Genomic DNA, 16047 nt, shown 5'->3' on the forward strand with positions numbered 1-16047 from the left:
TTTTTTAAAATGTCCAGTTTAACCAAATGACCACTGCCATCAAAACAATGTTCATCAAATTAAGGGGCAACAAATACTTCCATTCCAAGGTCAACAACTGATCTACACGAAGTCTTGGAAATGTCCATCTAAACCACATCATCAAAAATATTATGATCAGGACCTTGATCATAAACCAGAAAACACCCATCCAAGGCAATGATTCGGTGATACCAAAAGGAGAAAGGTAGGCCCCGAAAAATATGGTAACCGCAACCGCTGCGATGATAAACATGTTAATAAATTCTGCCAGAAAAAAGTAGGCAAATTTCATCCCTGAATACTCGGTATGAAATCCTGCACCCAGTTCTGATTCTGCCTCTACCATATCAAAGGGTGCTCGATTGGTTTCGGCCGTACCTGCGATCATAAAAATCATAAATGCGATGATGGCAGGAATATGCCCTTGTAAAATAAACCAGCCCCCTGTTCTTTGTATCTCAACGATCTCTGAGATTCGCAAGGATCCGGATAAGAGTACCATTGTCAAAATTGAAAGTCCTACAGACAATTCATAACTAACCGTCTGAAGTCCGCTTCTCATAGCGCCAATCAGTGAGTATTTATTGTTACTCGCCCATCCACCTAACAATACGCCAATCACACCAATAGAAGATACTCCCATGATAAAAAAGACGCCTATATTGATATCAAAAGCCTGTAATTCTGCAGAAAATGGTAATACGGATAATGAAACCAAGGCTGCAACAATTACAAAATAAGGAGCCAGGTTGTAAAGAAATTTATCCGCATTCTCGGTTCCTGTCAATTCTTTAGTTAGTAATTTAAGTGCATCCGCAATGGTTTGAAACAACCCCGATGGCCCTACCCTGTTGGGCCCAAGTCTCAGCTGAAAAAATGCCGCGATCCTTCTTTCCATCCACACCAATAACAAACCGGCTACGGCAAAAAAAGTGAGGTAAGCCACAGCGATCAAGATCCATTCTATAAAGTTTGCCCAACCAGCCGAAAATGAACTTTGAAGCCATTCGTGAATTGCGCCTGTCAGAGATAATGTTTTAATCATGCCAATCTTTTAAGATCATAGTTTGTTTTATCTGTCTATATCCGGTACAACAATATCAATGGTTGCCATCGTTGCAACCAGATCGCCTATTTTGCCTCCCACGGTGATATCGTTTAATAAGGATAAATTGGAAAAACCAGGTGACCTGAATTTCATCCTGTACGGATTTTTCAAACCTGTACTATTAATATACACCCCTAATTCACCTCGGGCAGTTTCTACACGTTGATAATACTCCCCTTTTGGAAGTTTAATGACGGCCTTGGTAGCGGTTTGGTATTCTCCTTCCGGAATATTATCGATCAATTGCTCAATGATATTCATGGACTCCCACATTTCCTTAATTCTCACCTGATATCTGGCAAGATTGTCTCCTGCTGTTTCCAGAGACTGCTGAAAATCGACCCGGTCATAGGCGCTGTAGGGATGTCTTTTTCTTACATCACTTGCAAATCCTGAACCTCTTGCTACCGGTCCGGAAGCCCCATAAGAAATCGCCTTCTCCCTGCTCAGTACTCCGATTCCTTTTGTTCTTTTCTGAAAGATTACATTGCCCGTAAGCAATTTATCGTATTCAGGCAATTTGGTTCTGAAATGGGTAATAAATTCTTTGGTTCTTTTTACGAAATTCGGATGGATATCAAACATCAGACCACCCGGAATATTATAATTCATGGTAAGTCTGGCACCGCAGGTTTCTTCAAAAATATCGTTGATCATTTCACGATCACGGAAAGCATAAAAATACGAGGTCAGGGCTCCTAAATCCATTCCCATAACACCCCACCAAAGCATATGAGAGGCCATTCTGGTCAACTCTCCTAAAATAGTTCTTACAACTTTGACCCTTTCGGTGACTTCTAATTCAAGTGCTTTTTCCACTGTCAGGCAAACTGCCTCATTATTGATATGAGAAGATAAATAATCCATCCTGTCGGTCAGGTGAACAATCTGCTGATAACTATCTCTTTCACACATCTTTTCAATGGACCTGTGAATGTATCCGAGATCAGGTTCTACATGTTTAATGATTTCACCATCTATCGTTAAAATCAAACGTAAAACACCATGGGTTGCAGGATGCTGAGGCCCCATATTTATAAAATACTCCTGCGTCTTGAAACTGTCGTTCACTACTTGCTCCATTTCAATATTATTTGATCACCATATTTGCCTCATCGATATAATCTTTCCTCAACGGGAATCCATCCCATTCAGGAGGCAGAAACAAGCGCTTCATATTTGGATGATTCTTAAAAGTGATCCCTAAAAAATCATATACTTCCATTTCATGAAACTCTGCCGTACGCCAAATACTGCTTACTGTATCCAATTCAGGTGTTTCTCTGTCTTCGGTGCTCACCTTTAGCACGATACTATGTTTATTTTCGATGGACTCCAGGTGGTAAATTACACCTAACTTTTCACCGTAATCAATGCCTGTTAAACAGAACAAATAATCAAAATCCAATGCAGGCGTTTCTCTTAGTTTCGTGCATATTTCAAATAAAAGTTCTTTGGGAACCGTAACATTTAAAAACGCTGAGGCTTCTTCTGTAAATTCCAATTGCTCACTCCAGCTTGAAACTAATTCTTGTATTTCTTGATGTGTCATCATACTCATATTACAGCTTTCCTTCATCAAACCCTTCTATAGGGTTGGTTTTTTCTAATCGATTCTCCTTTCTTATTTTATCCTGAAGGATAAACATTCCATCCAGCAAAGCCTCCGGCCTGGGCGGACATCCTGGTACATAAACATCAACAGGTATCACGTGATCAGCGCCCTTTACTACCGAATAAGAATTATAATAAAAAGGTCCGCCGGAGATAGCACAGGCTCCCATGGCGATTACATATTTAGGTTCCGCCATTTGATCGTATAATCGTCTGAGCACAGGTGCCATTTTATTGACAATAGTTCCGGCAATTATAATAAGATCTGCCTGTCTGGGTGAGGGTCTGGCGACTTCAAATCCGAACCGGGACCAATCATGTCTGGCAGCACCGGTCTGCATCATTTCAATCGCGCAGCAACTTGTTCCAAAATACAAGGGCCACAAAGAATTTGAACGCCCCCAATTAATTACTTTATCCAAAGAGGTGATTACTATATTCGCTCCATTTCCTGCAGGAATCACTCTTCCCGGAAAATCTTCTCCCAATGTCTGTCCTTCTACTCCCATTTCAACGCTCTTTTTTTCCATGCATATAACAATCCCAATCCCAGTATAAATAAAAATATAAGTATCTCAACTAATGCTACCGTGCCAACTTCCTTAAAGACGGTGGCCCAAGGCACAAGAAATGCCACTTCAATATCAAACAATAAAAACAGTATGGCGAATAGATAATACCCAACCTTGAACTGCACCCATGTCGGACCTATGGTCTCCACACCACATTCATAGGGTTCCTTTTTAGATTCATTCTCAGATTTATGAGAAATCAGACCAGATAAAAAATTGGCCAGCACCACAAGAAATACTCCTGCAATAAAAAAAACTATAATTGCCTCATAGCCCATAATTCATTTTAACTTTTACACATCTAAACATGTGATTAAAAAAAAAGGGTGACCACGGTCACCCAGATCAATCTCTATTTTACTTCATAGGTTTCTCCAGAAAAAAACAGGTCATCTACTTTGGCAAACTTTGATTTAGATGTCACTGCTTCATTCAATGCTGCCTCTCGTTCTTCAAAAGTTGCATCTTCAAAACTCCTGATAATTCCGGTAGCCAAAGGATACTGTAATTTGACAAGCATCTGATGCAAGGTATTGTCCTCACATTTGGCATCATGAATCAGAATATCTTCTTCGCTGACTCCTTCCTCACCTATCGTTACAACTTCTAACTTTAGACCATTGAGAACAAGTCCCTTGTCTCTTTCTTTCCCAAAGATCATTGGTTTCCCGTGTTCAAGAAACATTTGTTTATCTTCTCTTACCTTTTTGTCCGTGAATTGTGTGAAACAACCGTCATTGAAAATAACACAGTTCTGAAGAATCTCGATCAATGAAGTTCCTTTGAACTTTTCCGCCTCTATAAATAAGCTTGTCATTTCCTTTGGGCTATTCCCTCCTAAACGAGCAAAAAATCGAGCTTGAGCTCCTAAAGCCAACTCTCCAGGATGAAAAGGAGGCTGCGTATTTCCATAGGGAGATGATTTTGTTTTTTGACCAATCAAAGATGTTGGTGAAAACTGCCCCTTGGTCAGGCCGTATATTTCATTATTAAACAATATAATATTGAGATCCAAATTACGTCGTAAGACATGAATAAAATGATTCCCACCAATAGCCAAACTGTCACCATCTCCGGTTATCATCCATACGCTCAGATCAGGATTTGCTAATTTAACACCACTTGAAATAGCGGCAGCACGTCCATGAATGCTATGCATTCCATATGAATCTATATAATAGGGGAATCTGGATGAACATCCAATACCCGAAATAAACACGACGTCTTCTTTTTTAACTCCCATGTCAGGAAGGGCCTTTTGCATGGCTCTTAAAATCACATAATCATCACAGCCCGGACACCATCTAACCTCCTGGTCACTGGCAAAATCCTTAAAAGTGTATTTTTTTTCTATTGTGTCCTGCATATCAATTCTCTTTTAGTAGGTTCTTGAATTTTTCTGTCAGGTCAGTTACCGAAAACGGTAAGCCCATTACCTTGTTATATTGAATATATTCATGTTCTGCGAATCTTCCCTTAAGTATGGTGGCCAATTGACCTTTGTTCAATTCGCAAATGATGATCTTCTTAAATTTAGACAATACTTCAGCTGTATTTTTCGGAAATGGATTCAAATAATGAAAATGAGCATGACCAATTTTATAACCTTTGCTGTCCAAACGTCTCACAGCAGAATGCAGACTTCCATAAGTACCTCCCCAACCAATCACAAGCAAGTCTCCTTCTTCATTGTATTCAGCCTGTAAATCGGGTATATAATTCTCAACCCTCTTTACTTTTTCGGCCCTGATATTTGTCATATACTCATGATTATCAGGTATATATGACACATTACCAGTAATCTTATCTTTTTCCAATCCACCCACCCGGTGTTCGAGTCCTGCCGACCCAGGTATGGCCCAGTTTCTTGAAAGCGTTTCATTGTCACGATCATAAGGATGCCATGTTTCTGAACGCTCATCAATGATCTTGGTTTTGATTTCAGGCATATCATTTATTGACTTAATTCTCCACGGCTCAGATCCGTTGGCAATATATCCGTCAGTCAACAAGATAACAGGCGTCATATGTTCTAAAGTCAGTTTTGCCGCTATATACGCATAATCAAAACAATCTGATGGAGTACTTGCTGCAATAACGATTACAGGTGATTCTCCGTTTCTACCGTACATGGCCTGTAACAAATCTGATTGTTCGGTTTTCGTTGGCAAGCCTGTGGAAGGACCTCCTCTTTGCACATTGACAATCACCAATGGTAGTTCGGTCATAAGAGCCAGACCTATCGCCTCTCCTTTGAGAGCTAATCCCGGTCCTGAAGTAGTTGTAATGGCTAGGTCTCCGGCAAAAGAAGCTCCTATTGCAGAGGTTACTCCCGCAATCTCATCCTCAGCCTGAAATGCCTTGACACCAAAATTTTTATGCTTTACTAATTCATGAAGAATATCAGTCGCCGGCGTAATTGGGTAAGATCCCAGAAACAATTCAAGACCCGACTTCTCTGCAGCTGCCAGAAACCCCCATGCTGTTGCGGTATTTCCATTAACTATTCTGTAGGTGCCGCTTTGCATCTCAGATGGCGAAATTTTATATGCGTTTGGAATCAACTCCAGGGTTTCCGCATAGAAAAAGCCCGCCTTTAAAACTTTCGCATTGGCTTCAGCTACTTCTGGTTTGTATTTAAATTTCTGATTAAAGAAATTAAGGGTATGGTCCATTTCACGGTCATACATCCAATACACCATCCCAAGGGCAAACATATTCTTACTTCTCGTAATACTTTTATTATCAAGCCCCATATCTTTCAACGACTCCTTGGTCATAGAAGTCATTGACACTTCAATAACACGGTAATTTTCAAGACTACCATCTTCCAGAGGATTTGATTCGTATTCAGCCTTTTGCAAATTCTTTTTGCTAAAAGCGTCAATATCAACAATAATCGTATGACCTGCTTTTACAGCGTGCAGGTTTGTTTTTAATCCGGCAGGGTTCATGGCAACCAATAAATCCAAATCATCGCCCGGAGTACTTATTTCTATACTCCCAATATGTACTTGAAAACCTGATACGCCATATAAACTTCCTTGAGGCGCTCTAATTTCAGCTGGATAGTTGGGAAAGGTCGCAACGTCATTTCCAAACATGGCAGAAGTGTCAGTAAACTGAGTACCAGTCAACTGCATTCCATCTCCCGAGTCTCCAACAAATCTTATTACTACTGCACTTAAGGATTCGACTTCTGTCTGATTCGGTTCAATATTATTAACAGCCATCTTCTGTATATTTTTGATAAATTTACTAAATTTTATATTACCCTACTCAATTAGTAGTTAAAAGTAATGTGCCGACTTAATACAGAATATGACTTTTATCAATCTGTAATTTTTATTACATATAAAGTCCTGAAAATCTCTTATTTGGAATAATTCTAAATTTTGATTTTTCTGAAATTTATAAAATTATATTTCTTTAACTTTGTGGGAGAATTTTAAAAATAAATAAAATGGCTATAATTATAACAGACGAATGTATAAACTGTGACGCTTGCGTTGCCGAATGTCCTAATAATGCAATTTACGAACCGGATAGTGAATGGTCGTATTCTGATGAAACTTCTTTAAGCGGTGAAGTAACCACTCCTGACGGAAGAACGGTTGATGCAGATGAGGAAAACGAAGCCGTAAGCGATGAATTCTACTTTATTGTAACTGATAAATGTACAGAGTGTAAAGGTTTCCATGACGAACCTCAATGTGCGGCGGTATGCCCGGTTGACTGCTGTGTTCCTGACGAAGACAATGTAGAGTCGGAAGATACACTTCTTGCCAAAAAAGTTTGGATGCACGGAGAATAAATAAGTATCTAACAACATTCTAAAAAAGAGTATTTGAAATCAAATACTCTTTTTTTTTGTGCCAAACCCCTGCCTAATAGGCCTATGACTTATATCATAATTTAAGTCTTGCTTTAGCTATAATTTTACATCCAGTTAGTCTTGTTACTAAAATGAGGATTAAAAACAGTAGTAAACTTATCTCACATTATTAAACTTTCTACAAAATGAAAAAACAATTTGAAAAAATAATTTGTGATGCAAATGAAGCGGTTGCCAGAGTAGCGCATAAAACGAATGAAGTATGCGCCATTTACCCAATTACTCCAGCATCACCTATGGGTGAACATGTAGATCTATACAGTTCCAAAGAACAAAAAAATATCTGGAATAATATTCCTCGCATCGTTGAAATGCAAAGTGAAGGTGGCGCAGCAGGTGCTGTTCATGGTTCCTTGCAGGCCGGTGCATTAACAACTACATTTACGGCATCCCAAGGTTTGCTTCTGATGATTCCTAATATGTATAAAATGGCAGGTGAGTTACTTCCAAGTGTCATTCATGTTGCAGCCAGAACCGTTGCTACGCATGCACTCTCTATTTTTGGAGACCACAGTGATGTGATGTCAGCCAGACAAACCGGTTTTGCCATGCTTTTCGGAGGTTCTGTACAGGAAGCTCAGGATTTTGCATTGATTTCTCAGGTTGCCACACTTAAATCAAGAATCCCTTTTATGAACATTTTTGACGGTTTCAGAACCTCTCATGAAATCTCAAAAATTGATGCCATTCCAGATGACATTATCAAGGCAATGATGCCTGAAGATCGCATTATGGCGCATAAAAAGAATTCTTTGGACCCCGATAACCCGGTGATAAGAGGTACCTCGCAAAACCCGGATGTATTCTTCCAGGCCAGAGAAGCCGCTAACACTTTTTATGACAAAGTTCCTGGTATCGTTCAAAGCGTGATGGATGAATTCTATGCGCATACAGGAAGACGTTATGACCTGTTTAATTATATCGGTCATCCGGAAGCAGAAAGAGTAACGATCATCATGGGATCCGGAGAAGGACCTGTGTATGAAGCCATGGAGAAAATGGTAGCTGAAGGAGAAAAAGTAGGTGCTTTGTTTGTAAGATTATACAGACCTTTCTCTGTCAAAGACTTTATTGATAAAATTCCAAAAACAGTTAAGAAAATTGCCGTTCTCGACAGAACAAAGGAACCAGGTAGTATAGGCGAACCTCTTTATATGGATGTTCTTAGTGCTTTTATGGAAAGTGGTGAGTCATTACCAACCATCGTTGGTGGACGCTACGGGCTATCCTCCAAAGAATTTACACCAAAAATGGTAAAAGGTGTCTATGACGAATTATTGAAAGACACACCTAAAAATCATTTTACAGTTGGTATTATTGACGATATAACACATACCAGTTTAATGGCCGATCCTGTATTTGACGTTAAAAGAACTACGTTTAACTGTATGTTCTATGGATTAGGATCTGATGGTACTGTTGGTGGTAATAAAAATTCCATCAAAATTATCGGTGAAACTACTGACAATTTTGTTCAGGGATACTTTGTATATGATTCAAAAAAAGCAGGAGCACAGACAATTTCTCATTTAAGATTTGGGCCTGAACCTATTCATTCCTCGTATCTTATTGAAAAAGCAGACTTTATTGCCTCTCATCAATTCAACTTCATTGAAAAATATGACATGATCAATGATCTGAAAAAAGGCGGGACATTTCTATTAAATTCACCTTATTCAAAGGATGAGATCTGGGACCAGCTTCCTGAAGAAATGCAAAAGCATTTGATCGAAAATGAAGTTAATTTTTACATCGTGGATGCCTCAAAAGTAGCTCAAGAAGCGAAATTAGGGAAACGAACCAACACTGTATTACAAACCTGTTTCTTCGCTATTTCAGGTGTGCTTCCTAAAAAAGAAGCCATACAAAAAATCAAGGATGCTATTGTGAAGTCTTATTCTCATAAAGGAGATAAAATCGTTCAAATGAACTTTGAGGCAGTTGACAAATCCCTTGAAAACCTGCAGAAAGTGGAGCTTCCTGGTGAGGTTACCAGTGATAAACAATTTGTTTCTGCGATGACCAATGCTCCTGACGGTTTTGTCACGGAGGTATTAGAAACGATTCTTGCAGGTAGAGGTGATGAATTACCGGTAAGTGCGTTCCCGGTTGACGGAACCTTCCCAACAGGAACTACTCAATACGAAAAAAGTGGTATCGCTCATTTTATTCCTATCTGGGATGATGAAAGCATCTGTACGCAATGTAATAAGTGTGTTGCTATTTGCCCTCACGCTGCGATTAGAGCCAAGGTTGTTTCTAAAGAAGAAATCTTTGAAGCACCATTAACGCTTAAACATGTACCTGCCAAAGGAAGACCTTTTGCCAAGGACGATGCCTATGTATTGCAGGTATCTCCAGAGGATTGTACAGGATGTGACTTATGTGTTGAAGTTTGTCCTGCTGAAAGCAAAGAAATACCTGGTTTCAAATCCATCAATATGCGCAAAAAACTGGAGCATGATGTGGTTGAAAACCAAAATTGGGACTTCTTTATTAACCTTCCTGATTATGCCAGAACCGAATTGAGTACTTCCAATGTAAAAGGAGCTCAGTTCTTACAACCTTTATTTGAGTTCTCCGGAGCTTGTTCAGGTTGTGGCGAGACTCCTTATATCAAATTGATTACTCAGTTATACGGAGACAGCATCATGATTGCAAATGCTACAGGTTGTAGCTCTATTTACGGTGGAAACCTGCCAACTACACCTTACAGAACCAACGAGTTTGGAAGAGGACCTGCTTGGGCGAATTCACTCTTTGAAGACAATGCTGAATTCGGTCTGGGAATGCAACTGGCATTAACCAAAAAACAGGAAATAGCAGTTAATTTACTTAGATCCCTTGAATTATTGGTTGGAAGTGAATTGGTAACGGACATTTTAAGCAATCCGGAAACTGATGAAACCGAAAAAGCTAAAAAGTTTGAGGACATCGATAAATTAAAGAAAACACTGGATATACTTGATAATAATGAAGAAGCTAAAAAACTGAATCAATTAACTGAATATCTGCGCAAAAAAGCGGTTTGGATCTTTGGTGGAGACGGTTGGGCTTATGACATTGGTTATGGTGGTGTTGATCATGTACTGGCCTCCGGAGAAAATATCAATATCCTGGTAATGGATACCGAGGTTTACTCTAATACAGGTGGACAGACATCGAAAGCCACACCTTTAGGGGCAAGTGCCAAATTCTCAATTGCGGGTAAAAAGACACCTAAGAAGAGTTTGTCTATGCAGGCTATTTCATACGGAAACGTCTATGTAGCTCAAATTGCCATGGGTGCCAAAGATGTGCAAACCTTAAGAGCTATTAAAGAAGCGGCTGAATACGATGGTCCTTCGTTAATCGTTGCCTATTCTCATTGTGGTGAACATGGATACGATCTGAAACATGGAGCTACTCAACAGGTAAAAGCAGTTGATACCGGCTATTGGCCATTATTCAGATTTGACCCATCTAAAGCAAAAGGGAAAAAGTTCAAACTCGATTCCAAAGCGCCGTCAGCGCCGTTAGAAGACTTTATGTACAATGAAGCACGATTTACAAGAGTTGTAAAAGAAAATGCTTCCTTGGCTTCTGAACTGTTAAATCAGGCTCAAGAAGAAGTTGATTCTAAATGGGAAAGATTAGAATTATTTAAAAGCATGTAATTTTGTCAATCCAAACCCCGCAAAACAGCTTTGTTTTGCGGGGTTTTAAATTTTCAAATCATGGATAAAAAAGCAAAAAATCATTTTAAAAATGCCGATGAGCATCTAAAAAAAGCAAATGAAGAACTATACAAACCCAAAGAAGATGTTGTTAATTTTCTCGTTTGTAAAAACACCCTTTTCGCAATAGAGAATTTCCTAAAAGGTTTTTTATCTAACAGAGGGTATGACACATCTCATGAGGAGGCACTTGACACACTTCTCGACAGGTGTAAACTGATCGATAAAAAATTCAATAGCATCAATTTATCCGTTATTGATTGTAGTTCTGATCATCAAAATCATACATTTTGCGAAGATTCAAAAAAAGTGAACGCCTGTTTCCAGCGAGCCGATGAGCTTGACAATTTACTAAGAAGCATGGGTATTTCATGAACCCGACAGACCTTTCGGCTTATTCAAAACCAAAATTCACCTTCCTAAAGTATAGGTCTTCAGGTAAATACATTTTTTTCTAGTATATTAGCTAGACAAACCTATATTCGTATGCGCTCCCCTCAACTAGCATTGGCATTCATTTTTAGCCTGTTCTATCTTCATGTATCGGCAATAAATGTCGTTCGGGACAGCATTAAAAAGCAAGAAGATTCTTCTGCAACTACCCAGACAGGTCAGGCAGAAAAAAACAATATTGCTCCGGTTATCTTTGACAATGACACTCTTTTTTTGATTCGCTATTCACCCAAAGAGTACCCGGTTGAATACAGGGCTCAACAGATATCCAAGCGACTGGACGATCTCACCCGGAATTATGACAGCGCCAACGATAGTATCTACCTTCAAAAACAAAATGAATTTATAAGCATCATGTATAATGATGAGGTGGCTTTTATAATCACAAAAAATGATGCAAAAACCAACAACCTCTCTATGAAAGCGCTTGCAGAAATGCAAATAATTAAATTTAAAAATGCCTTAAAGGAAGAAAGTAAATATGACCTAACTACCAAAGAATGGTTGATTAGAATTGGATACTTTATTCTATCACTTATTGTTTTAATCCTGGCAATTAAACTAATCAACTGGCTTTTTAGAAAACTGATGGTGTACTTGTCGAAATTTGAAAAAAGGTTTCTTAAAAACAAGAAAAATATTTTCAAATATTTTATTCCTAAAAACACACAAAACATTTTCGTCTTTATGGCAAATGTTGTCAGAATTCTGACCATTGGCTTTATTTTTCTTACCTATTTGCCTTTTATGTTCAGTTTTTTTCCCTGGACGGAGGATTTAGTGCACAAGTTTTACGGGTATCTGGCCAGACCCATTAAGTTTGTATTCTTTGGCTTTGTGGATTTTTTACCTAATTTGATTTTCATCATCGTCATAATTTTTGTCACGCGATATGTGATAAGGGTGCTACGTGATATCGTGGAAGACATCGAAGCAGAAAAATTTATCATTCAAGGCTTTCCCAAGGACTGGGCCAGTACCACTCAAAAAATTATTGGACTTCTGATCTGGGCTTTTGCGCTGGTCCTAATATATCCCCATTTACCCGGATCCACCTCACCTGCCTTTCGCGGTGTATCCATTTTTATTGGTGCCTTGGTATCTTTTGGTTCTACTTCTGCCGTTGCAAATATTGTTGCCGGCGTTGTTATAACTTATATGAGACCTTATCAAATCGGGGATCGGGTAAGGATACAGGATACTGTTGGGGATGTAGTTGAAAAAACATTGTTGGTCACGAGAATTCGTACCATTAAAAACGAAGATGTAACCATTCCTAATGCCAATATTATTATCAATCATTTGGTGAACTATTCAGCCAATGTGGAGAAAAACGGTTTGTTACTGCATACTTCAATAACTATTGGATATGACGTTTCCTGGGAATTGGTAGAAAAGCTCTTGATCGAAGCAGCCTTAAAAAGTATCCATATTGAACCCGAACCCAAACCGTTTGTCTTACAAACCAGTTTGGATGATAACTATGTGTCCTACGAGATAAATGCGTATAGCAAGGAGGCAAAAAAAATGGCTCTGATCTATTCTGATATTCATAAAAACATTTTAGATGTATTCAATAAGGAAGGCGTCGAGATTCTATCACCTCAATACATTGCAGCACGCGACGGGAATCTCACCACAGTGCCCAGTAAATTAAGTCCTGAAGCCAAAAGCCCTATCGATAAAATAGTCGATCATTTAACAGGAAAGAACCAAGCCGTTAAGGTTAGAAAAAGTAAGGGGAAAAACAGCGATGCTGATCAAAGAAAAGGAACTAATCCAAATCTTTTTTCCGACTAATGTTTTAAAAATTAGTCGTTCAGCTTTAATACAGCCATAAATGCTTGTTGAGGAATTTCAACATTTCCTACCAGACGCATACGCTTTTTACCTTTTTTCTGCTTTTCCAGAAGCTTCCTTTTACGGGAAATATCACCCCCATAACATTTGGCAGTAACGTCTTTTCTTAAAGCCTTAATCGTTTCTCTCGCGATAATCTTAGCCCCGATAGCAGCCTGAACTGGAATATCAAATTGCTGTCTAGGGATCAGTTGACGTAATTTCTCACACATTTTTTTTCCGATAGCATACGCTGTACTGTCATGCAATAAAGCAGACAAAGCATCTACTGGCTGACCATTTAACAGAATATCAACACGTACTAACTTAGAAGATCTGAATCCGATTGGGTGATAATCAAAAGAAGCATATCCCTTAGACACCGTTTTTAACCTGTCGTAAAAATCAAAAACGATTTCTGACAATGGCATGTCAAAACTCAATTCCACTCTTTCAGTGGTCAGGTAGGTCTGATTAGTTATTTCACCTCTTTTCTCGATACATAAACTCATAACAGGACCGACAAAATCTGCTTTTGTGATAATACTGGCCTTGATAAATGGCTCCTCTACCCTGTTTAAAGTAGAAGGTTCCGGTAAATCACTTGGATTATTTACCAGGATCATATCATCCGGACGTTTGTTTGTATAGGCGTGATAGGATACATTGGGAACCGTCGTAATCACAGTCATATCAAATTCTCGCTCCAGCCTCTCCTGAATAATTTCCAGATGAAGCATTCCTAAAAATCCACATCTGAAACCAAAACCTAAGGCCGCCGAACTCTCTGGAACAAAAACCAAAGAAGCATCATTGAGCTTTAATTTTTCCATCGAGGCTCTTAATTCTTCGTACTCATCTGTATCCACTGGATAAATTCCTGCAAAGACCATAGGCTTTACATCCTCAAATCCTTCAATAATTTCTTGGGTTGGATTGAGTGCATCGGTAATGGTATCTCCTACTTTTACTTCACTGGCCGTTTTGATACCTGTTATCAAGTAACCAACATCTCCTGCCTTGATACTTTTCTTAGGCTCTTGGTTTAATTTGAGCGTGCCTACCTCATCCGCAAAATATTCATTATCAGTAGCCACAAACTTAATACGTTGACCTTTCTTAATCTCCCCGTTGATCACACGGAAATAAGTTTCTACACCTCGGTATGAATTGTAAACAGAATCGAAGATCAAAGCCTGTAAGGGTCCATCAGGATCTCCTTTAGGTGCTGGAACTCTTTCGATGATGGCTTGTAAAATATTTTCCACACCAAATCCTGTTTTTCCGCTGGCGTGAATAACCTCTTCAGCATCACATCCCAGCAAATCAACAATATCATCAGTGACTTCTTCAGGATTTGCACTTGGTAAATCTACCTTATTCAAAACTGGTATGATCTCAAGATCATTGTCCAGCGCCAGGTACAGGTTTGAAATGGTCTGCGCCTGAATACTTTGAGCCGCATCCACAATCAAAAGAGCCCCTTCACAGGACGCAATCGATCTGGAAACTTCGTATGAAAAATCTACGTGACCAGGCGTGTCGATCAAATTCAATACATACTTTTCTCCTTCAGATTCATAATCCATCTGAATCGCATGACTCTTAATAGTTATCCCTCGTTCTCTTTCAAGGTCCATACTATCAAGTAATTGATCTTGTTTTTCCCGATCGGAAATAGTATCGGTATATTCCAACAACCTATCTGCCAAGGTACTTTTACCGTGATCAATATGAGCAATAATACAAAAGTTACGTATGTTCTTCATCCTAGTCTTCCTATCTTCAATATTTGCGCAAATATAACCAATTAGTTGATTGGCAAAACCTAATTCTTGCGATTAATCGTGCTTTGGAAATACAATACCGGCATCCTTCCTTACCCGATCCATAATTTCCATCAAATCGCGACTGTAGGATAAAGGTAAAACAGGGCTTTCTATCAATTCTTTATCGAGACAATCCATCACATGAGCCGCTTCTAATTCATAGCCCATACCTTGGGGCTGTTCAATATGAATTTCTTCCTGAACCCCATTTTTTTCGATAAAAATAGGAAATTCAGGCTCTCTGATAAACTTGATAAATCCATTTTCAAAACAAAGCTCGGTCTGATTATTACACGTACTTTCAAAACTTGATGTAAGCACGGCCATCGCACCATTTTCATATGAGAAGAGCATACTGATACTGTCCTCAACGCCCGTGGGTCTTATATTTGCCATGGTTTTAATCTCAATAGGTTTCCCTAATAACATCAATGACCTGAATATTGGATAGATGCCAATGTCTAAAAGAGAACCAGCACCCAGGTCAATATTGTACAATCGCTTATCTGGATCAAAGTCTGCCTTAAACATAAAGTCAGATTTTACAAATCGCAGTTGCCCCAATTCTTTGTCTTTCGCTAATTCCATCACCTTGATAAACTTGGCTGAAAATATGGTCCAGAAAGCTTCCATTAAGAATGTATTGTTGCTTTTCGAAGCCGCAATCATTTGATCCACCTCCTTGGTATTCATAGCAAAAGCCTTTTCACAAAGCACTGCTTTTTTATGATCCATACAAAGCATACTATGCTCCAGATGTTTGGAATGTGGTGTGGCCACATACACCACATCCACCTGAGGATCTTCCACCATTTCCTGATAAGATCCATAGGCTTTTTCAAAACCCAGATCTTGGGCAAATTCTTTGGCATTTTCCAGGCTACGCGAAGCGGCGGCATACAAATTCGCATTTGGAAGCAAAGAGAGATCTGCCACAAATTTTCTGGCAATTTTTCCACAGCCAAGAATGGCCCAGTTATATTTTTTTGACATATTTTTT

General features: G+C 39.0%; 13 protein-coding genes. 4 read left to right on the forward strand and 9 right to left on the reverse strand.

Annotated features, from left to right (window positions below; translation table 11 throughout):
- Positions 1–4 precede the first annotated feature (4 nt).
- The 7 genes from nuoH to ACR2MV_RS01710 all read right to left on the reverse strand — a co-directional run bounded on the left by nuoH (position 5) and on the right by ACR2MV_RS01710 (position 6548).
- Positions 5–1066, reverse strand: a complete 1062-nt coding sequence (nuoH, locus tag ACR2MV_RS01680; RefSeq protein ID WP_434020139.1) for an NADH-quinone oxidoreductase subunit NuoH — start codon at positions 1064–1066, stop codon at positions 5–7.
- A 27-nt stretch (positions 1067–1093) separates the two neighbouring features.
- Positions 1094–2212 (reverse strand): NADH-quinone oxidoreductase subunit D, encoded by a 1119-nt coding sequence (locus tag ACR2MV_RS01685; RefSeq protein WP_434020140.1) that lies wholly within the window; start codon positions 2210–2212, stop codon positions 1094–1096.
- Between the two features lie 7 nt (positions 2213–2219).
- Complete coding sequence (locus tag ACR2MV_RS01690) at positions 2220–2681, reverse strand: NADH-quinone oxidoreductase subunit C (protein ID WP_434020141.1); 462 nt, start codon at positions 2679–2681, stop codon at positions 2220–2222.
- A gap of 10 nt (positions 2682–2691) precedes the next feature.
- Positions 2692–3273, reverse strand: coding sequence for an NADH-quinone oxidoreductase subunit B (locus tag ACR2MV_RS01695; protein ID WP_434020143.1), 582 nt, complete (start codon positions 3271–3273; stop codon positions 2692–2694).
- A complete protein-coding gene (locus ACR2MV_RS01700; protein WP_434020144.1) occupies positions 3243–3593 on the reverse strand; it encodes an NADH-quinone oxidoreductase subunit A in 351 nt (116 codons plus the stop codon). The genes ACR2MV_RS01695 and ACR2MV_RS01700 overlap by 31 nt, the downstream gene beginning before the upstream one ends.
- A 74-nt stretch (positions 3594–3667) precedes the next feature.
- Positions 3668–4681, reverse strand: coding sequence for a 2-oxoacid:ferredoxin oxidoreductase subunit beta (locus ACR2MV_RS01705; RefSeq protein ID WP_434020145.1), 1014 nt, complete (start codon positions 4679–4681; stop codon positions 3668–3670).
- A gap of 1 nt (position 4682) precedes the next feature.
- Positions 4683–6548, reverse strand: coding sequence for a 2-oxoacid:acceptor oxidoreductase subunit alpha (locus tag ACR2MV_RS01710; RefSeq protein WP_434020147.1), 1866 nt, complete (start codon positions 6546–6548; stop codon positions 4683–4685).
- Between the two features lie 230 nt (positions 6549–6778).
- Between ACR2MV_RS01710 and ACR2MV_RS01715 the strand changes: the two genes are divergently transcribed.
- From ACR2MV_RS01715 to ACR2MV_RS01730, 4 genes are all read left to right on the forward strand, one after another.
- Positions 6779–7129 carry a 4Fe-4S dicluster domain-containing protein gene (locus ACR2MV_RS01715; RefSeq protein ID WP_434020148.1) on the forward strand — a complete coding sequence of 117 codons (351 nt, stop codon included), beginning with the start codon at positions 6779–6781 and terminating at the stop codon, positions 7127–7129.
- Positions 7130–7335: 206 nt separating this feature from the next.
- On the forward strand, positions 7336–10866 hold the full coding sequence (gene nifJ, locus ACR2MV_RS01720; RefSeq protein ID WP_434020149.1) for a pyruvate:ferredoxin (flavodoxin) oxidoreductase: 3531 nt from the start codon (positions 7336–7338) through the stop codon (positions 10864–10866).
- Positions 10867–10926: 60 nt separating this feature from the next.
- Positions 10927–11301 (forward strand): HEPN domain-containing protein, encoded by a 375-nt coding sequence (locus tag ACR2MV_RS01725; RefSeq protein ID WP_434020150.1) that lies wholly within the window; start codon positions 10927–10929, stop codon positions 11299–11301.
- 111 nt (positions 11302–11412) lie between these two features.
- Complete coding sequence (locus ACR2MV_RS01730; RefSeq protein ID WP_434020151.1) at positions 11413–13179, forward strand: mechanosensitive ion channel family protein; 1767 nt, start codon at positions 11413–11415, stop codon at positions 13177–13179.
- 11 nt (positions 13180–13190) lie between these two features.
- Here ACR2MV_RS01730 and lepA read toward each other — a convergent pair whose 3' ends face one another.
- Together lepA and ACR2MV_RS01740 are read right to left on the reverse strand one after the other, a co-directional pair.
- Positions 13191–14987, reverse strand: coding sequence for a translation elongation factor 4 (gene lepA, locus ACR2MV_RS01735; RefSeq protein WP_434020153.1), 1797 nt, complete (start codon positions 14985–14987; stop codon positions 13191–13193).
- A 72-nt stretch (positions 14988–15059) separates the two neighbouring features.
- Positions 15060–16040, reverse strand: a complete 981-nt coding sequence (locus ACR2MV_RS01740) for a Gfo/Idh/MocA family protein (protein WP_434020154.1) — start codon at positions 16038–16040, stop codon at positions 15060–15062.
- Positions 16041–16047 lie beyond the last annotated feature (7 nt).

The organism is Lutimonas sp., assembly GCF_051011215.1.
Lineage (GTDB): Bacteria > Bacteroidota > Bacteroidia > Flavobacteriales > Flavobacteriaceae > Lutimonas.